This window comes from Psychrobacter sp. PP-21, assembly GCF_033790785.1.
In the GTDB taxonomy this organism is placed as follows: Bacteria; Pseudomonadota; Gammaproteobacteria; order Pseudomonadales; family Moraxellaceae; genus Psychrobacter.
Map to the genome: position 1 here is coordinate 1 of NZ_JAMYEB010000011.1, position 23511 is coordinate 23511.

The 23511-nt window shown below is 44.9% G+C and carries 20 protein-coding genes, 1 tRNA gene and 1 pseudogene; 5 read left to right on the top strand and 17 right to left on the bottom strand.

Annotated features, from left to right (window positions below):
• Positions 1-71, bottom strand: a pseudogene (locus tag NJD71_RS13995) (transposase); the annotation flags it as partial.
• 551 nt (positions 72-622) lie between these two features.
• Between NJD71_RS13995 and NJD71_RS09485 the strand changes: the two are divergent.
• Positions 623-1582, top strand: a complete 960-nt coding sequence (locus NJD71_RS09485; RefSeq protein ID WP_319051727.1) for a DUF1853 family protein — start codon at positions 623-625, stop codon at positions 1580-1582.
• Positions 1583-1730: 148 nt separating this feature from the next.
• Here the strand turns inward: NJD71_RS09485 and NJD71_RS09490 are convergent, their stop codons facing one another.
• The 7 genes from NJD71_RS09490 to NJD71_RS09520 form a co-directional block, all read right to left on the bottom strand.
• The gene (locus NJD71_RS09490) at positions 1731-2264 is read right to left on the bottom strand and encodes a DUF2726 domain-containing protein (RefSeq protein ID WP_319051728.1); all 534 of its coding nucleotides are present in this window, start codon (positions 2262-2264) and stop codon (positions 1731-1733) included.
• A gap of 304 nt (positions 2265-2568) precedes the next feature.
• On the bottom strand, positions 2569-3750 hold the full coding sequence (locus NJD71_RS09495; protein ID WP_319051729.1) for a LysM peptidoglycan-binding domain-containing protein: 1182 nt from the start codon (positions 3748-3750) through the stop codon (positions 2569-2571).
• A 248-nt stretch (positions 3751-3998) separates the two neighbouring features.
• The gene (locus NJD71_RS09500) at positions 3999-5357 is read right to left on the bottom strand and encodes a bifunctional folylpolyglutamate synthase/dihydrofolate synthase (RefSeq protein ID WP_319051730.1); all 1359 of its coding nucleotides are present in this window, start codon (positions 5355-5357) and stop codon (positions 3999-4001) included.
• Between the two features lie 181 nt (positions 5358-5538).
• On the bottom strand, positions 5539-6483 hold the full coding sequence (gene accD, locus NJD71_RS09505; protein WP_319051791.1) for an acetyl-CoA carboxylase, carboxyltransferase subunit beta: 945 nt from the start codon (positions 6481-6483) through the stop codon (positions 5539-5541).
• A gap of 396 nt (positions 6484-6879) precedes the next feature.
• Entirely contained in the window at positions 6880-7704 is an 825-nt protein-coding gene (trpA, locus tag NJD71_RS09510) for a tryptophan synthase subunit alpha (protein ID WP_319051731.1), read from the bottom strand.
• A 125-nt stretch (positions 7705-7829) separates the two neighbouring features.
• Complete coding sequence (trpB, locus tag NJD71_RS09515) at positions 7830-9104, bottom strand: tryptophan synthase subunit beta (RefSeq protein WP_319051732.1); 1275 nt, start codon at positions 9102-9104, stop codon at positions 7830-7832.
• Between the two features lie 130 nt (positions 9105-9234).
• The gene (locus tag NJD71_RS09520; protein ID WP_319051733.1) at positions 9235-9999 is read right to left on the bottom strand and encodes a phosphoribosylanthranilate isomerase; all 765 of its coding nucleotides are present in this window, start codon (positions 9997-9999) and stop codon (positions 9235-9237) included.
• Positions 10000-10168: 169 nt separating this feature from the next.
• Between NJD71_RS09520 and NJD71_RS09525 the strand changes: the two genes are divergently transcribed.
• On the top strand, positions 10169-11791 hold the full coding sequence (locus NJD71_RS09525) for a cryptochrome/photolyase family protein (protein WP_319051734.1): 1623 nt from the start codon (positions 10169-10171) through the stop codon (positions 11789-11791).
• 22 nt (positions 11792-11813) lie between these two features.
• Here the strand turns inward: NJD71_RS09525 and NJD71_RS09530 are convergent, their stop codons facing one another.
• Positions 11814-12554, bottom strand: coding sequence for a DUF4230 domain-containing protein (locus NJD71_RS09530; RefSeq protein ID WP_319051735.1), 741 nt, complete (start codon positions 12552-12554; stop codon positions 11814-11816).
• 578 nt (positions 12555-13132) lie between these two features.
• Between NJD71_RS09530 and NJD71_RS09535 the strand changes: the two genes are divergently transcribed.
• A complete protein-coding gene (locus NJD71_RS09535) occupies positions 13133-14851 on the top strand; it encodes a proline--tRNA ligase (protein ID WP_319051736.1) in 1719 nt (572 codons plus the stop codon).
• Between the two features lie 100 nt (positions 14852-14951).
• Here NJD71_RS09535 and queF read toward each other — a convergent pair whose 3' ends face one another.
• From queF to NJD71_RS09555, 4 genes are all read right to left on the bottom strand, one after another.
• Complete coding sequence (gene queF, locus NJD71_RS09540) at positions 14952-15836, bottom strand: NADPH-dependent 7-cyano-7-deazaguanine reductase QueF (RefSeq protein ID WP_319051737.1); 885 nt, start codon at positions 15834-15836, stop codon at positions 14952-14954.
• Positions 15837-15925: 89 nt separating this feature from the next.
• A complete protein-coding gene (locus NJD71_RS09545; protein WP_319051792.1) occupies positions 15926-16699 on the bottom strand; it encodes an ABC transporter permease in 774 nt (257 codons plus the stop codon).
• A 29-nt stretch (positions 16700-16728) separates the two neighbouring features.
• Entirely contained in the window at positions 16729-17691 is a 963-nt protein-coding gene (locus NJD71_RS09550; protein WP_319051738.1) for an ABC transporter ATP-binding protein, read from the bottom strand.
• Between the two features lie 311 nt (positions 17692-18002).
• A complete protein-coding gene (locus NJD71_RS09555) occupies positions 18003-18668 on the bottom strand; it encodes a c-type cytochrome (protein WP_442967668.1) in 666 nt (221 codons plus the stop codon).
• A 367-nt stretch (positions 18669-19035) separates the two neighbouring features.
• On the opposite strand from NJD71_RS09555, the gene NJD71_RS09560 reads away from it, so the two are divergent.
• Positions 19036-19112: transfer RNA gene (locus NJD71_RS09560), tRNA-Arg, on the top strand.
• A gap of 115 nt (positions 19113-19227) precedes the next feature.
• Here NJD71_RS09560 and NJD71_RS09565 read toward each other — a convergent pair.
• Positions 19228-19587, bottom strand: coding sequence for a hypothetical protein (locus NJD71_RS09565; RefSeq protein WP_319051740.1), 360 nt, complete (start codon positions 19585-19587; stop codon positions 19228-19230).
• Positions 19588-19622: 35 nt separating this feature from the next.
• On the opposite strand from NJD71_RS09565, the gene NJD71_RS09570 reads away from it, so the two are divergent.
• A complete protein-coding gene (locus tag NJD71_RS09570) occupies positions 19623-20423 on the top strand; it encodes an NAD-dependent deacylase (protein ID WP_319051741.1) in 801 nt (266 codons plus the stop codon).
• A gap of 103 nt (positions 20424-20526) precedes the next feature.
• On the opposite strand, the gene NJD71_RS09575 is transcribed toward NJD71_RS09570, so the two are convergent.
• The 3 genes from NJD71_RS09575 to NJD71_RS09585 form a co-directional block, all read right to left on the bottom strand.
• Positions 20527-21525 (bottom strand): adenosine deaminase, encoded by a 999-nt coding sequence (locus NJD71_RS09575; RefSeq protein ID WP_319051742.1) that lies wholly within the window; start codon positions 21523-21525, stop codon positions 20527-20529.
• A 203-nt stretch (positions 21526-21728) separates the two neighbouring features.
• The gene (locus tag NJD71_RS09580) at positions 21729-22253 is read right to left on the bottom strand and encodes a TPM domain-containing protein (protein WP_319051743.1); all 525 of its coding nucleotides are present in this window, start codon (positions 22251-22253) and stop codon (positions 21729-21731) included.
• Positions 22254-22324: 71 nt separating this feature from the next.
• A complete protein-coding gene (locus NJD71_RS09585; protein WP_319051744.1) occupies positions 22325-23488 on the bottom strand; it encodes a TPM domain-containing protein in 1164 nt (387 codons plus the stop codon).
• Positions 23489-23511 lie beyond the last annotated feature (23 nt).

Below are 23511 nucleotides of genomic sequence, written 5' to 3' on the forward strand. Positions count from 1 at the left end.
ATGTCATCGAAGCTGTTCATGCTACCAGCCATTTGCTCGGCTAGTTTTTTAATGTCAGATTGAGTCGTCATTGCTTATTCTCCTGTTAATGGATTATAAGCAGTTACACAGTTTTTAGGAAACTCCCGATAGTAATGGTAAAATAATGGCAGCCATTGAAAAACAAGGCAATACAGTTAGTAAAGACGTTATCGCAAACTGGCTAAAACTTGCACATGAAAATAGTATGTAATTCTAATTACTATCTAGTTAGAACGCTTGTTTTTCTAACTAGAACTATCGGACAACCTTACTTCATAAACTAGCAACCATAAGCCGCAGTAATCAAGTTACGGTAAATATGGAGCTAGATAATGGACCACCCAAAACAGAACTCACAGAAACCGCCTAAAACCCAATTTAACAAACCTCCAAAATGGCTGCTGCCAATACTCAAAACATTACTCAGCATCCTTTTACCCTACCTGCTGTCACCGCCTGATATCAACATTCACATCCATTACATTAATATCATATTTTAGCGCCAACAAACTGAGCACTACCCTAACCGATACTCGTATCCTACAGACTTTTATAGAGCGAGCCGTTAGGGTAAATGCTACCCCTTACACTGGTTTATCTTATGTCACAGCCTGTCAATCAGCCCACATCTAACCATCTTATAGATAACGCCCCTTGGGAAGCATACCACCGACCTTATGTACGTGATTTGGCTTATGTGCTGGCGTGTCCCAATGTTTTGACCCAGTGGCTAGACTTTACACCGCATCAGAGTACACATACGGTTGCTGTGCATAGCGCACAATTTTGGCAGACGCAGTTTGAGGCGTATGAGAATATACTCACAGAGTTAGACACCACTACCGCCTACCAAGAACTGACTCGCTATTTACTCAAGCGTCCTAGTCCCAATCGCTTGGGCTTTCATTTTGAAGGGTTACTGTCATTTTGGTTAGAGGATGGCTATGCGCGTAACCTGCATCCATATGAGACACTAGCGAATAATGTGCAGCTGTATAATGGTAAGCAGACGGTCGGTGAGCTTGATTTGATTTTGTACAATCATGCAGAACAGCTGGTCGAACATTGGGAACTGGCGATTAAATTCTTTATGGGGTCTGCGCCGTTTGAACCTGAGAACTGGGTGGGGATCAACTCCAATGATAATCTACAGCGTAAGATGACGCACATGCAGACTAAGCAGTTTCGAGCGGTGTGGGTAGATACTGAAGATCAAGGGCAGGTCAAAATCGATAAGCGCTATGGGGTCATTAAGGGCCGATTCTTTTTGCCGATTAATACCACTAACCTTGGCGATTATGAGTGGCCTTTGTGGCTTACACCCAGCTTTCCGATACATGAATGGTGTGACAAGAGGGACAAGGCAGGTCTTGCTACGATTGACACCACTGCATTGCGAGCTGCGCATTATATTGAGTGGTTTACTCAGCGCAGCTTTTACAATAACCGTCAGCAGCAGCTAGGCTGGTCAGATAGCGAGCTACCTAAGACAGGCTTGTACTTTGAGGGTGATAGACCTATCGTTATTTACCCAAGACAGCTAAACTCAGAATCAGAATAAACCTAGATTAAATCGATAAACCAACTTAGTTAGCTTAGGTAGGTTAAAGGCTAATAGCTCAAACAGTACTGTAATAAGGAACATGGTTTGGACGGTATGGCTTAAATAACAACATTGTTTCAAGCGTCAAATCTATCTAATGAACGGCTCAATAACTCTCGATGACTTGCATCAGCTCATATCTCAGCATATCGGCACTCGGCATACGCTCAGCGTGAAAACGGACAATAGCGATACCTGCACTCGCAAGGGCTTTGTCTTTTTTGTCATCGGCTTTTTGGCGCGCTTTACTATTGTGAGTCCAGTCATCCAGCTCAATAGCAAGCAGCGTGGTCTGAGCATCAATATCTACAATCACATAATCAACACTCTGACGACAGATACGATTGAACCAAAAGCTGCGCTCAGATGTCTCATCACTATTGGCTTCAATGATTCGTGACAGCTGAACCTGCACAAATATATGATACTCAGGCAGTGCATTTTTTAATTTATTAAAAAATATGACCTCGGTATCTGTCATGATCGGCATCGGTGCAAATGGCCAGATAGCCAGCTCGTCGCCGCGCACAGGCTTTGGGTCAGGCTCAACGACTGGACGTCGTCTGGCTGACAGTTTCGGTAACGTAATCAGCCCTAAAAACCCAACGGCTAATATTAAAAATATAACGCCAAATGACATGGTTTTACCTTATACAATATGAATATGATCTGTCAGTTATTTGCATCAAAAGGCATCAATGACTGACCAATCACAACGCGGCAACCTATATAGGCTGACAAGTTATACAAAAACAAATAATAAAATGGTGCTCATCGTACCCAAGCTTATCTCAATCGGCAAACAATAAAACAAAAAACACGACAGTAGATGTCGTGTTTTGATAAATCAGTAGATATTAGACCAGCACATATTAGCTCAGTATCATAGCGCGTGTTTCATTTATCCAAACACAACTGCATCGCTACGCCTTTTAGTCTATGGCTTAACGCCAGTATAGTACCCAAGCACTCGTCGTGTTGACATTCGGATCGCTATTGATCTTGTCTTTTAGTGCCAATGCAGCAACTTTGCCGCGCTCAGGACCGACGACAACACGTACGCCACGACTGGTAGGACTGGTCTTTACTTGATAGCCTGCAGATTGGAATTTTTTTGCTAATTGATCTGCTTTGGCTTGGTTATCTGCTAATGCCACTTGTACTCCAAAGCTACCTTTTGCATCGGTCTCTTTTACTTCTTTACGCGCTTCGCTAAGTTTTTGCTGGGCGTCACGTTTGGCATCGGCAGATTTCTTCGCAAGCGCTTCCTCTTGTTCGCGCTTCTTCTCACGCGCTTGCTCAGCTGCTACCGCTTCACGCTCTAGACGTTGTACTTGGCTACGAGATGGTATAGTGATTTCTTGACCCAACTGTAGTGAGGTCGATGGTGAGATATTATTTGCCTGAGCCAATACTTCGACAGGCATATTGTACTGCCTTGCCAGTTTAATCAGTCCATCACCTTTTTTTACTTGATAATCAGAGGATGATTTTGGTGGTTCGTTTTTAGCCGCTTCGGCTGCTTCCCGCTTTTTTTCAGCGGCTGCTTGCACCTCAGCTTGCTTTTTAGCTTCAGCCTGTCTCTTGGCCTCCGCTTCTTTTTTACTCTCTGCCAGTTTTTTGGCTGCGGCTTGCTCTTGAGCCTCTTGCTGCTTTTTCGCCTGTGCTTCTTTTACTGCATCGTCCGCAGCTTTGATCAATTTATCAGCGTCTTGTACTTCTTTGCTTGTCGCATTACTTTGCGTGTTGGTTGCATCTGCTGAATCATCGGTCTGCTCACTCGTCGCAGCAATGTTCTGCACATACTGCTGACTCTCGGCACGGGCTTTGGCCAGTGCTTCTGCTTCAGCAACTTCTTGCTCAGTCAAAAACTCTTTTGCACGCCTTTCTTGCTCTGCGACACGCGCAGCACGTTCTTTTTGCTTTTGCGCAAGGATGCGTTTTTCTGTCTCAATATCCGTTGTTAGCGGCTGCGGCGCCTCCTCTTCAACACTTGGCTTTTCTATCATCGCGGTTGCAGGCTCTGGCTGATTGCTCTCACCGATCTGCTGCACCATGGCGTATAGCATCACGCTACCGCCTAGAATCATCCCAATGCCCAATAAGGCTTGTCTCGAAAAGTTCATCCGTTTACGTCTCTTAGTTGGTGATAAGGTTGATTGAGCGGTGCCCTGACTGTCTTGTATCAATAGTACTATTGATACAAGACAGTATCGCTTGCCGCCAGTTAATGCCACTAGTGTTCAAGATCTATGCCGACTATCGCCTACCAGTCTTACAAATCATTTTGATTATAAAGCATATTTTTTGTGCTGTCTGCTATCAGGCTACGACTAAGATTAACATTAAACCGGCGTTATTTTAACTTAAATTATCATATGGTAAGTGCACTTAATGCCTCGCCAATGGTATGAAACGAGCCACATACTACAATGAGGTCTTGCGGTTGGCTGGCCTCTACCACTGCATGAGTCGCGGCGTGCAAACCATCGCACTCATGAATGTTGTCGCTATCAATATACTTAGCCAACACACTCTCTAGCTGCTCAGTGCTCGCAGCACGTGGATAGTCAATCTCAGCCAGATACCAATCACTAATTGGTAGACCTGCTTGAGTCAGACGCTGCACCACCATATCGATGTCTTTATCACCCAACATAGAGAACAGCATGTTTATCTTTGGCATACCTTTATCAGTTTGGCTGCTGTGTTTTGCCACATGTTGCTGCCAAAATGGTAGCAACTGCGCGATTAAAAACTCAACGCCTTGCTCATTGTGCGCCACATCAAACAACCAATGTCGACCATGACTCTCACGATAGTCGAAGCGCCCAGCCAGTTTGACCATATGTAGCGCGTGCTCAATAGCGCTGATATCAACCTCTAGCGGGCTTGCGATCACTGCCGATAGGGCATTGGCCGTATTTGTCAGGGATAGTGCAGGACAAGGTAATTGTAGGGTGACAGCCGCATTGCTGTATTGCCAAGTCGTTGAGTCAATATCGCGGTAGCTGAAATCTTGTCCAATCTGATAGTAAGTTGCCTGTTTCTCGTCAATAGCATGTTGCACGCTAGACGGTATTGCAGTAGCCCCATAAATAAGAGGAATGCCTTGTCGTAAGATACCTGCTTTTTCGCGTCCGATATCCTCGACATTGTCACCTAGCCAGTCGACATGATCAATACCAATATTGGTAATCACCGCCATATCCGGATCTATGATGTTGACGACATCAAGCCTGCCGCCGAGCCCCACCTCTAACACCCAAACATCACAGTCAGCCTCAGCGAATATCAGCAATGCTGCAAGCGTTGTCATCTCAAAAAACGACAAGGTCAAGTCACACGCTAATCGAGCTGACTCTACCTTGCTAAATGCGTGAATCAGTGTCTCGTCGCTGACCATTTCGCCATTGATACGCACGCGCTCGTTAAAGACGCTCAGATGCGGTGACTGGTATAGCGCTGTCTTATAACCTGCGGCTTTACACATTTCAGCGATGACAGCGGTCGTAGAGCCTTTACCATTGGTGCCTGCTACAGTGAATACATAAGCATCATCTTTGGCTGACTGTACTACGCCTAGCGCTTTGGCGACAGGCAGTACGCGTGACAGTCCCATATCTATCGCAGACACATGTATTTGCTGCATATAGTTTAGCCATTCGGTCAAGCTAGCCAAGCCAACTTTGTCATTAGGGCTACTAAGATTAGACGCTGAAAAATCAGACATGAATAAAACCTATATAAAATTTGATAAGAGATAAACTATATGTGTTGGCTAAAACCAAAAATAGCATTTACCGTGCAATGACGATAAATGCTATTAGGGGTCTTGCATATGCTGTAGATAGTAGCACGCAGCTATGCGGTTATGCACTCAATAAATGGCTCAGACTACCAAGCCATTCATGCTACTGAGCATCTACGTTCGGTACGCGGCATAGTTTTGCGAGCAAACGATAGATCGTATCAATCAGTTGATGACGATGCACCACTTCATCTACCACACCGTGCTCTAGCAAGAACTCAGCGCGCTGAAATGGCTCTTCTAATGTCTCACGAACGGTCTGCTCAATCACACGCTTACCAGCAAAGCCGATCATGGCTTTTGGTTCTGCTAAATGGATATCACCCAGCATCGCAAGCGACGCCGTGACACCGCCGTAGACAGGATTCGTCAATACCACAATATATGGAATACCAGCGATTTTTAAGCGTTCAATCGCCGCTGCCGTGCGTGCCATTTGCATCAATGACAACAGACCCTCTTGCATACGCGCACCGCCCGAGGCTGCAAAACAAACCAAAGGTATCTTTTGCTCTAGCGCCTTTTCGGCAGCTTGGACAAAACGATCACCAACGACTGATCCCATCGAGCCACCCATAAAGCGAAAATCAAAGGCACAAGCGACGATATCAAGATTACGCAGTTTGCCATACATAGCAACTAGCGCTTCAGACTCACCCGTCTTTTCTTGTGCTTCACTCATACGTGCAGGATACGGCTTACTGTCCACAAAGCTCAACGGGTCTTTTGCCGTGAACTCTTGGCCAGTCTCGCCATCTACTTGGTCAAGTAACCAATTCAAGCGCTCACGAGCGCTCATTGGTAGATGATGATCACAATGCGGGCACACATAGCAATTAAAAATTAGCGCTGTATTAGTAATCATCGAGTGACAGTTACTGCACTTAGTTGATGGCTCAGTCTCTACCGCCGTCAGTGGTGCAGTCAGTTGCTGCTTAATACCTGGGATAGGACGGTTGAACCATGACTGCTTGCCTGTGTTATTTGGCTCAGCGTTAGCAGTATTGTTTTCAGATTTTGTTATTGTATCAGTCATATTATTTGCCATCATAAAAGGCTTGTTGACAAGTTTGCTCATTGGCTTGTCATTGAGAGTGTAATGGTCGTCTAAACAAAGCGTCAAACCCAGTCATAACATGAGCAGTTATGCGACATATCAGATGTTAAGCTAATATGTCGGTACTCTGGCGGTATGCTTGTTGATAGACGATGCAATTATGAGGATAATCACTCACAATACACTGCTATCAGACGCCATATAATAATCATGTTAGTTTACACTCGTAAACTAAATTTAGCAAAGTCATTATTTAGTAAAGTCATTTAGTATTGCCTTTACGTAGAGCATTTGAGTAAAGTCTTTATAAAGACAATAGCTGCGATTTGACTTTGCCGTTTCAAATAACTATCTCTTTAAATAACAGTAATACTAAAGCAATAGCTACTAAGCACTTAAACTGTCCAGCGCACTACGTAGCTCATCCATTTTTTCCATGATTTTCTGCTGGGCATTGGCAACTGCCGCAGTATCATTGGCATCAATATCTGCAAAGTTCTGTACCAGCGCACTACCCACGATGACACCATCGGCATGAGTACCGATTGCTTTTGCAGAGGCACCATCACGGATACCGAAACCGACGCATACTGGTAGGTCTGTCTCTGCTTTGATCGCTTGAACTTGCGTGGCAACGTCATCTGTATCTAGGGTAGCTGAACCCGTCACGCCTTTTAGCGACACATAATAGATATAACCGCCGCAATGGGTCAATACTTGCTCACGACGCTCAGGTAATGTCGTTGGCGATAGTAAGAAAATCTCATTCATCGCATGGTCAGTTAGATGCTGAGTGAAGCTGCCCGCCTCGGCTGGTGGCAAATCTACCATTAATAAACCATCAACGCCTGACTGCTCGCATAGCGCCACAAAGTTGTCATAGCCGATGATCTCCACAGGGTTGAGATAACCCATTAGGATAATCGGCGTTTGCGTATCGGTTTGACGGAACTCTGCTACCATCTTGAGCGCATCACGGGTACTGGTACCGGCAGCTAATGCACGCTCGCCAGCCAGCGCAACGGTTGGACCATCTGCCATTGGGTCAGAGAACGGTAAGCCAACTTCGATCATGTCTGCACCGTGCTTGACCAAGTCATGCAGTAGACCGACAGTAATTGCAGGATTAGGATCGCCTGCCATCACATAAGGAATCAGGGCTTTTTTATTTTGTGATTTTAAGGTTTCAAAGGTACTTTCAATTCGGGTCATAGTGATCTCTTAATTATTATCAACTGGCTTATTTGACCCTTTATCTAACAGTATCTATCAGACAAAGGATGCTAAGCTATTTTTCTTATGAGGGAGCGGCTAGTAACTAATACCATTAGTCGCTACTACATCTCAATCCCTTCTGCCTTCATTACTGAATGCAAATCTTTGTCACCGCGACCTGACATATTAACGACGATCGTCTGATCAGGTGTCATGGTTTTAGCCAGTTTTAATGCATAAGCGACGGCATGAGCAGTCTCAAGCGCAGGAATGATGCCTTCTTTGCGCGTGGCTTCATGGAAACCTTCTAGCGCTTCTTTATCAGTACAGCCGACATACTCAACGCGTTTCATGTCTTTCAAGAAGCTATGCTCTGGGCCAACACCAGGATAGTCAAGACCCGCTGAGATAGAATGTGTCTCTTGAATCTGACCATCATCGTCTGCCATAAGGTAGGTACGGTTGCCATGCAGTACACCGATACGACCTGCCGCCAATGGCGCAGAATGGCGACCTGATTCGATACCATCGCCCGTGGCTTCGACGCCATACATTTTGACATCGGTGTCGTTTAGGAAATCAAAGAACAGACCAATAGCGTTTGAGCCACCACCGACACAAGCGACCAATGCATCAGGAAGCTTGCCGGTTTTTTCTAAATGCTGGATACGGGCTTCTTTACCAATAATCGCTTGGAAATCACGAACCAATAGCGGATAAGGATGCGGCCCTGCCACCGTACCGATAATATAGTAGGTGCTATCGACGTTGGTTACCCAGTCACGCATGGCTTCGTTCATTGCATCTTTGAGCGTACGTGAGCCAGATGTCACAGGCACAACTGTCGCACCAAGCAAACGCATACGATAGACGTTCATCTTTTGACGCTCAACATCGTCAGCACCCATATAGACGATACATTCTAGTCCTAAGCGTGCTGCAATCGTTGCCGTTGCGACACCATGCTGTCCTGCACCAGTTTCGGCGATGATACGTTTTTTGCCGCACATTTTGGCAAGCAATGCCTGACCGATCGTGTTGTTTACTTTATGCGCACCTGTATGGTTGAGATCCTCACGCTTAAAGTAAATTTGCGCACCGCCAATCTCATCGCTCAAACGCTTGGCATGATATAGCGGTGTTGGACGGCCGACATAATTGACCAAATCATTGTGATACTCTTCCCAAAACGCTGGATCTGCTTTTACTTTGGTATAGAGGGTCTCTAGCTCCTCTAAGGCAGCCATTAGCGTCTCAGAGACAAAACGGCCACCATGTACGCCAAAGTGTCCACGTACGTCTGGATACTGGTTAAAGTCCTGTACATTTTCAGGATTGGTAAAGGTGTTTACAGACTGTGCTGTATCAGATAAATCTTTATTAGCGACATGACTCATGATAATTCCTACTGTAATAAGTGGTATTTTTTAGAATAAATATAAAGGGAAAAATAAGATTCAAACAGAAAGATCGGAATAACGATCAGATAAGCCTATTATATATAGAAAATCACCTATCATAAAAAACTTAAGCGACGTCAGTGACCGTTTCGTTTTGCCATCGGTCACGCTTGACTGCTTTCATAAAGGCACGCATTTTGGCAGCGTCTTTTTTGCCCTTGTCACTCTCGATACCGCCACTGACATCGACGCCATAGATAGGTAGATTAGAGGTTTCTGCCACGTTCTGCGCATCGAGACCACCAGCCAATACAACTGGCAGCGTGCTGTCTTGTGGAATAAGACTCCAGTCAAAGCGCTGCCCTGTACCGCCGTATGCCGCTTGATGATAAGCATCCAACAAAATACTACTGGCACCTGCGGTTGCAAATTGGGCGATCTGCGCACGAACGCTATCGGGCGTGTCTTGTTCTGCATTGATACGCAGTGCCTTGATCCAGCGCTTATTGACCACACTTGCCAGCTGCGCGCATTGTTCAGGCGTCTCATCACCATGGAACTGAATAATATCAAAAGGTACAGTATTTGCCAGTTCGATCAACTCATCTGTAGGCATGTTGACCACTAACGCCACAACGCTCACAAAAGCAGGCACGGCAGCAGCGAGTGTCTGCGCTTGCGTCAGTGTGACTGCGCGCGGACTTGGTGGATAAAACACCAAACCGACCGCATCAGCACCTAACTGTGCCGCGGTCTGTATATCACTAAGCTGAGTAAACCCGCAAAACTTAACGTGCATGTCGTGACCTTTGATTTTTGGTACTTTTTCTTTCTTAAGACTGATGATTTCTTTAGAACTGCTTATCTTTTGAGACTTTATGTTCCTAAGCATGACACTGATTATAACGGTGTCAGATAGGTTTGAGCTAAAGGTAAATCGTTAGATATGATGATGATTTGTTACTCAAACGGCAAAGCCATTGCATCCAAAAACTTATCCTAGCATACTTTTATCACCAGTTTTGTTTATGATTGCGATTGATTAATATAGGGATACTTTGATGTCTAAGACTACTAACAACAGTGGTAGCAATAATAAGAATAGCGACAGTAGCAGTAGCGATAGTCCGTTGCATTACTTAATGTGGTTTCGTCGGGACCTACGCCTTCATGATAATACCGCATTGGCAGCGCTGTGCGAACGCGCTAATGAGGACAATGCATCAGTATCTGCTGTGTTTTTTTTGACACCTGAGCAGTGGCAAGAGCATGACACTTCTCTTGTCCAAGTCGATCATATTATCCGCACCTTGCCTAATCTAGCAAAGGACTTGCAATCAAAACTCAATATTACCTTGATCGTACAGCTCTGTCCTAGTTTCTCTGACTGTATAGAGGCTCTAACAAGCTTATGCAATGACAACGATATCAGCTGCGTTATGGCCAATCATGAGTATGAGGGTAATGAGATCAATCGTGATGAGCAAATAAGCGACCAGCTTGCAAAAGACGATATCGAGTTCGTCCGCTGGCATGATCAATGTATTTTGCCACCGCTGAGCATTACGACCAATGACGGTGACAGTATGTATAAAGTCTTTACGCCGTTTTATAAGAAATGGCGATATACCTTGGACGTGAGCACCATCCAAATGCATGACGCATCCGCGGTCGACTGTGATAATAAGCTCAATCTAAAATTGTCGAAACATATAGCGACCACAATCGATGATATCGAAACACTCAGTGAAAAAATGCTCAGTGATTATCAAAAGACGCTAGAGAAAGAAGTTTCATTAGACCATATCGATATGGAAGCCCAGTTAGCAGCCACCAGAGACGCCTATCCTGCAAGCGAATCTGCTGCTTGCCAGCGTGTAGAGGCATTTGTCGCTGATGATATCAATGACTATGATGTCAGCCGTGATGTGCCACACCTGCATGCTACCAGTCAGCTATCGGCTTACCTCACTATAGGCACCGTCAGTCCTAGATTCTGCTATCTACAAGCAAGCAAAGCCCAAGAAAAACTACACGGCAATGATGGCGACAATGAAGACATCAACCGCTGGATAAGTGAGCTTGCGTGGCGCGACTTTTATCGTCATGTGCTGGTCGCCAAGCCAAACCTGATTCATCATAAAGCGTACAAAGAAGACACCGATACCAAAGTCAGTTGGTCATACGATGAAGATGATTTTAAATCATGGTATACCGGCATGACCGGTGTGCCACTTGTTGATGCGGCAATGCGCTGCTTAAATGCGACTGGATTTATGCACAACCGATTGCGTATGGTCACAGCGATGTTTTTGACCAAGGACTTATTGATTGATTGGCGCTTAGGTGAGCGCTACTTTATGCAGCAGCTCATCGATGGTGACTTTGCGTCCAATAATGGCGGCTGGCAGTGGAGCGCGTCAACAGGTACCGACTCAGCGCCCTACTTCCGTATTATGAATCCTTTTAGCCAAGGCAGTACGCATGACAAAAAAGCATTGTTCATCAAAACATGGCTACCGGAACTAAAAAATATCCCCGCGAGCACCTTGCATAGTGAAGACAAGATGCGTAAAGCACTGTCAAAAAATGGGGAGTTTGCCGATGTTGATTACCCTGCGCCAATGGTCGAACACAAATCAGTCCGAAAACTGGCCATCGCTGAATTCAAGAAAGAAGCTTAAGTTTAAGAAAACAACCAACAGACTAGCCATTCGTAGTTGCGGGCAACTGACAGGCGACTGCACCCTGCGTGGTCACCGTCACAATAGCACCTGTCAATGTAAATAGTTGCTGCAATTGCGTTTGGGCATTTTGCAGCGCCATATTCATCACGTCGCCTCTACAAGCACGCTCTAGCACCTCTGCTTTTGCCATACGCTGCGCTTCATCTAATATCTTAGGATCGACTTGCATCATGCCAAAAGCACCGGTCTGCCAGTCATAAATCTCTATATCATCCAAATATACCGAAAATATCTCTGTAGGCGGTAAAGTGATATTGATTTGTGGCATAGTGGCAGCTGATGAGTTAGGATCAGCGGCTTGCTCTTCATTCGTATCAGCTGGAGCAGGCTGTACCACTTGTACCATCTCAGGTGTTAGCGCGCTCAGATCAACCCCTGCCTCTACGCGCCCATGAGCGATAAACAATGCTTTTTGTTCATCTTGCCACAGCTTCATCCAGCTGCCTGGTCGCTCACTGGTAATCACGGTATCCACACTAAACGCAACGGTATGTAAGCGGTTGAGCTGCTGAATTTGTGTCACCACGCCCTCTCGTGTGATGGTCTCTATTGGCTCTTCTTCTGTCACGTTTTGTGCACTATAAATAGCGAAAACGATTGCAGCCAAGCCAATGAGTAGTATCACCCAAGACATCGTAGCAATAGGTTTCTTGACTGATTGATCGGTGCCATTGGTATGATTGGTATCAGGACTGTTCATAGAGGTTCCCTTTATAGTATTGCATCGTTCTTATAAGACCAATGGTGCTGTAGAGCCAAAGCAAGTGCTCACGGTATAAATGCGACTATTGTGCAGTAAATTCAAGTAACGACTACCAATCCTCTACATAATATCTGGCGGAGCTGTCTACAAAGTGTCTTACGGTTTGCCATAAAATCATAGGGATAACTTAATTATTTGGCTGTTATCAGAGCCTTTGCGTAGCGTTCGGTCTGAAAAGACAAAAAGTCATTGCGTCTTAGGCTAACTTTACCTAACATAGTCAGACTGTATGTATAAAATGTCAGCATAAGTGTGCTTCTCGGGTTTTGACCTGAGTATTTATCATGACTACTTTGCATTTCGACATCGTGATATATCAGTCTAAATTTGCCGCTCTATTACAAGAGTGGTTTTTACTAATGTGCTTTTACATGAGCATATCAGTAACTAGGAAATACCCTAGATTATTGCTAAGTAATAAAGGTAAGCTTGCGGCGGCAACGAAACGATTAGCCATACGCTCAACATCCTACTATTTCTTATTTTTTTATCGTTGATAAGGTTACGCTTTATTTATGAAAGCCAGTCAATTTTTATTTGCTACACTAAAAGAAACCCCAAGTGATGCTGACATCGCCTCAAGCCAATTGATGGTGCGTGCTGGTCTTATCCGTAAGATCGCTTCTGGGTTATATATTTGGTTGCCTATGGGTTTGCGCATCTTGCAAAAGGTCGAACGTATTGTTCGTGAAGAGATGCAAAATATTGGGGCGCAAGAAGTACTGATGCCAATGACTCAGCCAGCTGAGCTTTGGCAGACGACTGGACGTTTTGATGATTATGGTCCTGAGCTACTGCGTTTCAAAGACCGTCATGATCGCGACTTTGTGCTGGGTCCAACGCATGAAGAAGTCATCACCAACCTCGCACAAGGTGAGCTGCGTAGCTACAAGCAACTGCCTATAAGTTTCTTTCAGATTCAAAACAAATTCCGTGATGAGATTCGTCCGCGCTTCGGTGTGATGCGTGCACGCGAGTTCACCATGAAAGATGCTTATTCATTTCATGTGGATCAAACCTCATTGGCGAAAACTTATGATGACATGTATGACGCTTATACCCGTATCTTCACCCGTCTGGGTTTAGATTTCCGTGCGGTACAAGCAGATACAGGCTCTATTGGCGGGTTTGCTTCCCATGAGTTTCACGTATTGGCAGACAGCGGCGAAGATGATATTGCTTTCTCAGACTCTTCTGATTATGCAGCCAACGTTGAGCTGGCTGAATCTGTCAGCACCGCTGAGCGTCAGACACCTAGCATGGAGCGCGAAGACGTACTAACAGAAAAGATGACCACTTGTAAGATGGTCGCTGAACACTTAGACATCCCATTAGAAAGCACAGTCAAAACATTAATCGTACACGGTCATACCGAAAACGATGAGCCACAGCTAATCGCTGTCGTATTGCGCGGCGATCATCAGCTCAATACGATCAAAGCTGAAAAGATCGAAGAAGCCAACGTTCCACTAACGCTCGCTTCTGATGAAGAACTAAAGGCAGCGGGTCTGCATAAAGGCTATATCGGCGTCAATTTAGATATGCCAGTATTCGTTGATCGCTCAGCAGCAGCATTGTCAGATTTTGTTTGCGGTGCCAATGAAATCAATAAGCACACTATCGGCATGAACTGGGAACGTGACGCCAGCATCACGCGTGTCGTTGATGTACGCAATGTGCAAGAAGGTGACCCTTCTCCTGATGGTAAAGGTAGCCTAAAAATCAAACGCGGTATCGAAGTGGGTCATATCTTCCAATTGGGTGATAAGTACTCACAAGCGATGAATTGTACGGTTTCTGGTGAAGATGGCAAACCTGTAACTCTTATGATGGGTTGCTACGGTATTGGTGTCAGCCGTATCATTGCTGCTGCAATCGAGCAGAACAACGATGACAATGGCATTATGTGGCCAAAAACGCCAACGGTTGATGACTCAATCGCACCTTTCGAAGTTGCTATCATACCGATGAAGTCAAAAGAAGAAACCGTTATGCAAACGGCAACGGCATTGTACGAAGAGCTGAAATCTCAAGGTATCAATGTGCTGCTCGACGATCGTAACGAGCGTCCAGGCGTCAAGTTTGCTGATCTTGAGTTGATTGGTATTCCGCACCGTATTGTCGTCTCAGATCGTAACCTTGCTGAAGACAAGTACGAGTACGTCAACCGCCGCGAAGCTGAAAAACAGATGCTAAGTCGCGAAGAAGTCATGGCAAAAGTAACCGGCAAATAGCAGTATCAATAAGAACGATAAAAAAAGCGCCTATCTTATGAGATAGGCGCTTTTTTGTTGGCTTAGCGTGGTTCGTACTCTAGCACTAGTAATGCCAGCGCTACTGACGAATCAAACGACTAGGCTTAGGTAATAGATCAATATCGCTTACACGGCAAGGATTGATATCGATACCGCCGCGGCGCGTATACCATGCGCGAACCATCAACTCGCTTGGCTGATAGTGCTGACTCAGGTCAGCAAATATCTGCTCAACACACTGCTCATGAAAACCATTGTGTTGACGAAAGCTCAATATATAACGCAGCATATTAGCATTATTAAAAGTCTTGTCAGTCGTTATGGACACCGCCAAAGTGCCCCAGTCTGGCTGATTGGTCACTGGACAATTACTACGCAGTAGATTGGAATAAAAAGTATACGGCTGCGTACCATCACTTGCCATGCTTTCACCGCTCGCCTCTACTTCGTTAGTACTCAGTAATGACGCATCAGGATGCTCAGTTAACGTTACTTTTTCACTACTATTCGCGAGAGCATCATCAATACAAATCCCTTCAGGCTGAGCAATCAGCAATCCTGTGGCTTTGTCATTTAAGTCGTCATTCAAGCCAAATAGCTCTACCTGTACGTCAGCTTGCAGACAGGCTGACAAATCTTTGGCAATCAACGTCTGTACATCATGCCAACTGGTAAACTCAGTAAAGTTAATACTATTCAAATACAACTTAAGCGACTTTGACTCTACGATAAAGGGCGAGCTGGCAGGGATACCAAAGCGTGCAATCGCCACTTGTGAAATTCCTTGTGTATTTAACCAAGACATCTCAAACGCCTGCCACCAATCCACACCAACCGTTAATTTATCATCCTGCCAGCCAATCGCATCACGTCCCATACTACGTGCAATAGGATATAGCGTCTCTGGACTATACTCAGTAGGATAGTCTGTGGTTTGCTCACCCAAGATACCGTGGATACTCATCTGTCTTCCTAATATTGAACTGTTAAAAACTTGCTATAACTAATACATTCAGTGGATAGTATCTGTACTACCCTTTTGCATCATACATACTACAAGCGCACGCGCGAACCGTTGCTTAGTAAGCGATAAGCAATCGTATAGAATATCGCACAGAATACAAAAATCGCTGCCATCGAATACCAGACATTGACATCAGAATAGCCAAGAATCCCGTAGCGGAATGAGTTGACCATGTACACGATAGGATTCAGTAGCGAGACATTTTGCCAAAAAGGTGATAGATTCTCCATCGAATAAAATACACCACCAAGATAGGTCAATGGGGTCAATACAAAACTCGGTATGATAGAGATATCGTCAAATGAGCGCGCAAATACTGCATTAATAAAACCGCCTAGTGAGAACAAAATCGACGTGCCAAGCACCGTAAACACCGTTACAAATAAGTGCTCGATACCAAGATCGGTAAAGAATAACGCCACTATCGAAACAATGACCCCAATAGCCAGTCCGCGAAAGATACCACCGCTGATATAACCCATCAAAATGGCATGTTTGGATACAGGCGATACCAATAACTCTTCAATACTAGATGTGAACTTGGCACTAAAAAAGCTCGACACCACGTTCGAGTAACTGTTGGTAATGATCGACATCATGATCAAACCAGGTACGATAAACTGCATGTATGGTACGCCACCCATCTCACCCACACGCGAGCCAATCATCTTACCAAAGATGACAAAGTACAGACTCATCGTGATCACTGGCGGTAGTAACGTTTGTGGCCAAATACGCAAAATGCGGCGTACTTCTTTGAACCATATCGTACGAAACGCAATCCACTTTTTGCTCAATGACATGGTTTTATTATGATCGGTTAATTCCTGACTCATAATCCCGCCTCCTTCATACTGTCTGCACTTTCAATATTTTTGTCTACCAAGCGCATAAATAACTCTTCTAATCGGTTGGCTTTATTACGCATACTTCCTACCTTAATGCCTTTATCAGACAACTGATCAAAGACACCATTCAATGACTCGCCTTCTGTCAATGTGACTTCTAGTGTTTGCTCGTCCGGTTGTAATATGTCCGTCACCCCAGTCAAAGCCAATTGCTCAGTAAGCGGCGTGTCCAAATCAAAAACAAACGTCTCTACTGACAGCTGTGCCAACAAGTCTTTCATTTCCGTATTAATACGAATCTCACCATGATCCAAGATAGCAATGCGTTTACATAGCTGCTCCGCTTCCTCTAAATAATGAGTCGTCAAAATAATCGTGGTGTTTTCTTCGATGTTAATCTGCTGCATAAACTCCCACATGGAACGGCGCAGCTCGATATCAACACCCGCCGTTGGTTCATCAAGAATCAATAGCTTTGGTTTATGAATCAATGCTCGTGCAATCATCAGACGGCGCTTCATACCGCCGGACAGCTCACGTGATTTACTGTCGCGCTTATCCCACAGCCCAAGTGCGGTAAGTAGCCTTTTCGCCCGTGGTTTGGCTTCTTTGGCAGGGATACCGAAGTAACCCGCTTGAGTAATCAAGATATCTTCGACTTTTTCGAACATGTTAAAGTTGAACTCTTGCGGTACTACGCCAAGGTATTGCTTAGCAATCGAAGGGTTTTCTAGGAGATCGGTCCCAAAGATATGCACGCTGCCTGTGGTTGGCTTGAACAGTGAGCTAATAATACCAATCATCGTAGATTTACCTGCGCCATTTGGGCCGAGCAGCGCAAAAAACCCACCTTGTGGTACCATTAGATCGACTCCTTTTAGAGCCGAAAAGCCGTTATCGTAGGTCTTGGATAAGCCTTGGATAGAAAGTGCTGGTACATCAGACATGAAGACCTCTTTATTTGTTATCGGTGTATATAAAGTGCCATTTTAGAATAATAGGCTGTGTTGAACATTCGACTGTCATATAGGCAAAAGCCATATAGAAACGCAAGAGTATGAGAATGTTCAACACACTCTACTACCTAGAAGAGACGGTACAATCTCATAAAATGAGGCTACCAATGATGAATTTCAACTGCTTTATATTCGAAGTACCGTATTAATAATACTCATCATGAAAAAGCGCCTACCTCATTGCTGAAATAGGCGCTTTATAGATAACCATCCTAAAAGCTTTGAGAGATAGTTAATAAGAATTAGCTGGCTTCTGCAACCATATAATCTACAGCGTTTTGGACTTCTTCGTCAGGAATGTCCGCGCCACCTTTGGCAGGCATCGCATTAAAACCGTTGATAGCATGAGTGTATAAGGTTTCTTTACCCTTTGCTATACGTGGTCCCCACGCACCAGCATCACCAAAGATAGGTGAACCCAGCAAACCTGCTGTGTGACAAGTCTGACATACCGCGTTATAGACAGCTTTACCATCACGAGGACCATCACCCGCTGATGGACCAGCAGCACGTGCTGTTACATCACAAACTTCATCATCTTCAAAACAGACATTGGCAACAGGCTGAATACGAGCAATTAGATTCGGGTACAGCGCGATCAGTTTTTGGACTTGTGGCGTATCTTGCGGGATCGGCTCTTCGTCAGCGGCAGGTGCTACAGCGGCGGTTTCTTCGCCATCTGCTGCTGCCGTCTCTGCGCCGTCTGCTAGTGCAGCTTCGTCCGTAGTCGCAGCGCCATCTGTGGTATCTGCAGCAGCTATAGGCTCACCACCTAACGTTTGCGGCGCCTCTTCTACAGCATCTTGTCCTTCTGCTACATCAGACACAGATACAGGGGTGTCTACAATATCTTCAGCTTGGCTCACCGCGATACTAGCGATTCCTAGAATGGCAGCTGCCGATAACATAACTACTTTTCTCATTCGTCACGTTCTCTTATTACGTATACAAGGGCTGAGACGGCTCGGACATTCTGTCTGTCCTCCTTTGATGACCTCTAAGTCCTCAATAGCAGACAGCCATCCCGCGTGCCAGCGCACTTGTAATCGGTGATTATAAATATGAATTCTCCCCAACATTATAAGGGAAAAGGCAGGTAAATTGCCATGCTTGTTTAATGACTTGACTGTTTTTTCTCAAAAAACCTCAATCACAGCTGTCATTCATTGGCTTTATGCATTTTATTTGTTAGACTAAGCGGTCTTTATTTACAGGCACTTTATGCTGGTTATCATGCTGATCTAAGCGTGACACTCTGGCATACCGTTATCATATGCGCTCGTAGCTCAGTTGGATAGAGTATCGGTCTCCGAAGCCGAGGGTCGTGGGTTCGATTCCCGCCGAGCGCACCAATCATTATATTTCACCTTTCCTTAGCATGACATCCACTATCCGCTACAGATAAGTACCTAGCAAGGTAATACTTCTAAGTGCTGGCGTTTCTGTGTCCATATACCTTATGCAAGCCTACTCTGTCTCTTGCAAACTGGCAGTCAGTTGAGCACGGCTGGGTACACGGTGATAATTGATCACTGGCACATCTCCTAGACGGCGCTGACTTGCGGCTATCTTCTTATCGATCGTAATCATTGCGACTTTTCTGCCTTGTTTGCTAATCAGCAAATGATTCACCTTGCGGGCAACGTTGTAATCAGGGAAATACTGCTTTAATAATGCGGATGTCTTGTGCAAGGCATCATTAGATGTTGTTGTTTTTGACTGGTTACCACTCTTTTTGCTTGTCTTTACTCCGCGGGACTTTGCAATAAACCATAAGATTGCAATGACCGCAAACAGTATGACAAGCCACCAAATTCCGTCTATCATAAGAAAAAATATCCATTATTAGCAAGGGTTGGCTCATGTTAGCAGAATTATCACCAGCGTTAATAGCAGAAGTAAAACGTGCAGCAAAACTGTTGGCAGCACAATCACGTATCTGTATCTTGACTGGGGCTGGCATCTCAGCAGAAAGCGGTATCCCAACGTTTCGAGATAAGCAAACAGGACTGTGGGAAAACTATGGTGTCGAAGACTTAGCAACCCCTGAAGCGTTTACTCGTGATCCAAAGTTGGTGTGGTCATGGTATCAGTGGCGTCGGCAAATGGTCGCAGACAAAGCGCCAAATCCAGCCCATCATGCGTTGGCTCAGTGGCAGTATCATGCGCAAACCTCCGATCAGCAGGTGACACTCATCACCCAAAATGTCGATGATTTGCACGAGCAAGCTGGTAGCGCAGTGACTCATCTGCATGGTCATCTGTGGCGCAACCGCTGTGGTCAGTGTGAGATACCCTATCAAGATCAATCGAGAGCGGCATACGACAATCAAGGTACCATGAGCTTTGATGAATCACTGCTTAGCTGTCCGCATTGCGACGGTTACATCAGACCAGATATTGTTTGGTTTGGCGAAGCTCTACCTGTACAGGCATGGCAGACTGCCGAAGAAGCTGCGGCTAATTGCGAAGTATTTATCAGTATCGGTACCTCAAGCTTGGTTTATCCTGCTGCTGGATTGGCACAATTAGCCAAACAGAATGGCGCGCAAGTTATCGAGATAAACCCTGACCCAACACCAAATACTATCGTCGATATCACTCTATCAGAAAAGGCTGGAGTAATACTCCCGCTGCTTATAGAAGAGATTACGACTTTATAAACACTACTATTTATAGGTGTTACTAAATGATAGACAATAAAAAAGGCTTAACGATTTATAGAAACCGTTAAGCCTTCACTGTTAAAAACAAGCTCGTTGTAGCTTATTTCAATGCAAGATCAACTCTCGCCAAGTAAGCTTCTTTTAACTCGTCACTGATAAATGCCGATTTAAACGAGTTTTTTACCAAAGTAATAACATCGTCTTCCGTAATCGGTAGATTTTCATATAGATTGATAAAGTTTTGATTCACGTAGCCTTTGAAATACGCTGGATCATCTGAGTTAACGCTGATATTTAGACCGTAATCTAAAAGCTCTTTGATATTGTGCTCTTTATAAGTCTCAAAGACTTTTAGCTCGATATTTGAATTCGGGCAAACGGTCAATGGCATTTGCTCATCTTTGAGCCTTTGCATCAACTCTGGGCTCTTTATAGACTGTACACCATGATCGATTCTGTTGATATTTAGCAGATCAAGTGCTTCGTAGATATATGAAAAATCTGCTTCTTCGCCTGCATGAGCGACCAACTTGAAGCCTTCTTCTTTGGCTTTTTGGAAGACTTCTTTGAATTTCGATGGCGGGTTACCCAATTCTGATGAATCCAGGCCAACACCGATGATGTCGTCTTTATAATTCAGTGCTTGCTCTAATGTTTCAAACGCTTCTTCTTGCGATAAATGACGCAAGAAACACATGATGATGCAAGAAGTGATGCCATACTTTTCTTTAGCGTCTGCCAATGCGTCTTTGATACCTGTAATGACCGCTTCAAAAGGTACGCCGCGTTCAGTATGCGTCTGCGGATCAAAGAATATCTCTGTGTGGATGACATTGTCTTCGACACATCTAAGAATATATTCCCACGTCAAATCATAGAAATCATCTTTGGTGAGCAGGACGTTTGCACCCGCATAGTAGATATCCAAAAAGGTTTGCAAATTGGTGAAATTATAAGCGCTGCGTACATCTTCGATATCTTTATAAGGTATCTCTACATTGTTCTTTTTGGCCAGTCTGAACATTAGCTCAGGCTCCAATGACCCTTCAATATGTAGGTGTAGCTCAGCTTTTGGTAGTTTCTTTATTAATTCAATCATAGTATTCCAATAATGGTTTTATCAAGACGAGCCCTAGTGAATGATTGCACAGTAGGATAATCAAACTGTATATATAAGGCGTCATCTGTCCCAGAAGAGTTGTTTTAACACTAAAATCATATCGCCTAAAACAAAACCCTTTGATCGTATAGATAAGCTACTTATAAAAGTAGCCCTCTTAGTAAAACCGTCCAAGGCGCAAACTACTTTAAAAATACTACTGTATCAGACAGCTCATTACCCTCTGGATCATGCTCTAAATGATAATATTGACGTAGCACCTGCCCCACTTCATCTAGCAACTCAGCTAAGCTCTCTTCTGCCTTTTGGGTAGCAATACCAGATACCGCCTTTTCACACATTGCATTCCATACCGTTGGACTCACATGGGCGCTGATACCTCGGTCTGCAACAATCTCTAGTTTACGCTCGCATATATTGACATAGATCAAGACACCTGTGTTTTCTTCGGTATCCCAGACGCGATATTCGCTAAACAAATCAATCGCACGCTCACGGCAGTTCATGCGATAGGCCTCTTGGATAGGCAGATGGTTTTCTACGATTAAGAACACCTCACCACGATGCCCACGCTCGGCTCGTGTCACAGCATCTGTTAGGCGTGCCTTGGATTCTGTTGTCAGCCACTTACTATGTAATAAAGGGACGAACAAAACTTGACGCCACCAGCGGGCAAAACTGGGGTTTGAAGCGTTGTCTTCTACCATTATATTATTTCCTCAAGTACGTCATTTTCGATGGTTATGTAGAGTTTATTTTGTTTGAGTGTGTGGAATACTTACCACGATCCACCTGCACCGCCGCCGCCGAAACCACCGCCGCCACCGCCGAAGCCGCCGCCACCAAAACCACCGCCACTTCCACCGCCCATACCAGGCAAGAAAATCATACCACCTCTGCGTCCACCTTTACCGCCGCCGCCTTTACCACCACCGCCGCCACGCGAAATCAAGAACATCCATATAAATATCGCCATGATCAGCGTCATAAAAAAGCCGCCGCCTAATGCCAACGAACCAGCAAAAAATCCACCTGCCGTGACAATCGAGCCAAATACTCGGCCCAGGATATTGGTGATAAAGCTACCAAATATCATCGCCATGATAAATAAGAAAATAGGAGATGGCATCTCCTCTGAACTTTGCTGAGCGCTACGCTCTGCAGCTTGTGCATCAGCACGTGCCAGCACTTCAGGATCAGCGCTCAGACGTGTTTTGAGCGCATCCACACCTGCCAGTATCCCACCACCATAGTTGTTCTGTTTAAATAGTGGTGTGATATCTTCTCTAATAATACGGTTGACTGCCGCGTCTGGGAGCACACCCTCCAGTCCATAACCAGTTAGGATATACATATCACGATCGTTGACTGCGACGACGATGAGCAAGCCATCATCGATAGCGTCATCACCCAGCTCCCATTTCTCTGCAATCTGCAAAGCATAATCAAATATAGGTAAGCCATTGGTTGTCGGTACGATAACAACTGCTGCTTGAGCCAGCCCTTGCTGATAGATATTTCTCAGCTGCGCCTCTAAGCGCTGTTTTTCTTGTGGGTTTAGGATATTGGCCTGATCGACAACTGGCTCATTGAGTATGAGTTTATCGGCATCGACGCTCTGGGCGCTTGAAGTTACTGGTGGTTGAGCTTGTGCCTCAGCTGTTGCCTCATCATTCGCCGCGCTTGAATTGATCGCATCATTACCTAAGACCGCACCGTTAATGGCATCATTATTTAATACAGCATCATTGATTGCTTCGTTAGACTCGCCTGCTTTAGCAACGGCCACCAACTCTTCGACACTACGGTTTTGTAGATTTGAGCTATTATCTGTCGCAGCAGCACTGCCAACATCATCACCTGGCGCAGCATGTAACACCGATGTTCCACCGATGCTCAGTGTGAACAATAGCGCTGATAAGATTGCTTTTGAATTATTCATCTAATCTATACCACCTCAAATGA

Coding starts and splice junctions, on each gene's coding strand:
- NJD71_RS09585 (WP_319051744.1), bottom strand. CDS start 23,488: ATGAATAATTCAAAAGCAATCTTATCAGCGCTATTGTTCACACTGAGC.
- accD (WP_319051791.1), bottom strand. CDS start 6,483: ATGGCAAATAATATGACTGATACAATAACAAAATCTGAAAACAATACT.
- NJD71_RS09535 (WP_319051736.1), top strand. CDS start 13,133: ATGAAAGCCAGTCAATTTTTATTTGCTACACTAAAAGAAACCCCAAGT.
- NJD71_RS09530 (WP_319051735.1), bottom strand. CDS start 12,554: ATGAACAGTCCTGATACCAATCATACCAATGGCACCGATCAATCAGTC.
- NJD71_RS09575 (WP_319051742.1), bottom strand. CDS start 21,525: ATGATTGAATTAATAAAGAAACTACCAAAAGCTGAGCTACACCTACAT.
- NJD71_RS09520 (WP_319051733.1), bottom strand. CDS start 9,999: ATGCTTAGGAACATAAAGTCTCAAAAGATAAGCAGTTCTAAAGAAATC.
- NJD71_RS09495 (WP_319051729.1), bottom strand. CDS start 3,750: ATGAACTTTTCGAGACAAGCCTTATTGGGCATTGGGATGATTCTAGGC.
- NJD71_RS09580 (WP_319051743.1), bottom strand. CDS start 22,253: ATGGTAGAAGACAACGCTTCAAACCCCAGTTTTGCCCGCTGGTGGCGT.
- NJD71_RS09545 (WP_319051792.1), bottom strand. CDS start 16,699: ATGTCATTGAGCAAAAAGTGGATTGCGTTTCGTACGATATGGTTCAAA.
- NJD71_RS09485 (WP_319051727.1), top strand. CDS start 623: ATGTCACAGCCTGTCAATCAGCCCACATCTAACCATCTTATAGATAAC.
- NJD71_RS09565 (WP_319051740.1), bottom strand. CDS start 19,587: ATGATAGACGGAATTTGGTGGCTTGTCATACTGTTTGCGGTCATTGCA.
- NJD71_RS09525 (WP_319051734.1), top strand. CDS start 10,169: ATGTCTAAGACTACTAACAACAGTGGTAGCAATAATAAGAATAGCGAC.
- NJD71_RS09570 (WP_319051741.1), top strand. CDS start 19,623: ATGTTAGCAGAATTATCACCAGCGTTAATAGCAGAAGTAAAACGTGCA.
- trpB (WP_319051732.1), bottom strand. CDS start 9,104: ATGAGTCATGTCGCTAATAAAGATTTATCTGATACAGCACAGTCTGTA.
- NJD71_RS09550 (WP_319051738.1), bottom strand. CDS start 17,691: ATGTCTGATGTACCAGCACTTTCTATCCAAGGCTTATCCAAGACCTAC.
- trpA (WP_319051731.1), bottom strand. CDS start 7,704: ATGACCCGAATTGAAAGTACCTTTGAAACCTTAAAATCACAAAATAAA.
- NJD71_RS09500 (WP_319051730.1), bottom strand. CDS start 5,357: ATGTCTGATTTTTCAGCGTCTAATCTTAGTAGCCCTAATGACAAAGTT.
- queF (WP_319051737.1), bottom strand. CDS start 15,836: ATGAGTATCCACGGTATCTTGGGTGAGCAAACCACAGACTATCCTACT.
- NJD71_RS09490 (WP_319051728.1), bottom strand. CDS start 2,264: ATGTCATTTGGCGTTATATTTTTAATATTAGCCGTTGGGTTTTTAGGG.
- NJD71_RS09555 (WP_442967668.1), bottom strand. CDS start 18,668: ATGTTATCGGCAGCTGCCATTCTAGGAATCGCTAGTATCGCGGTGAGC.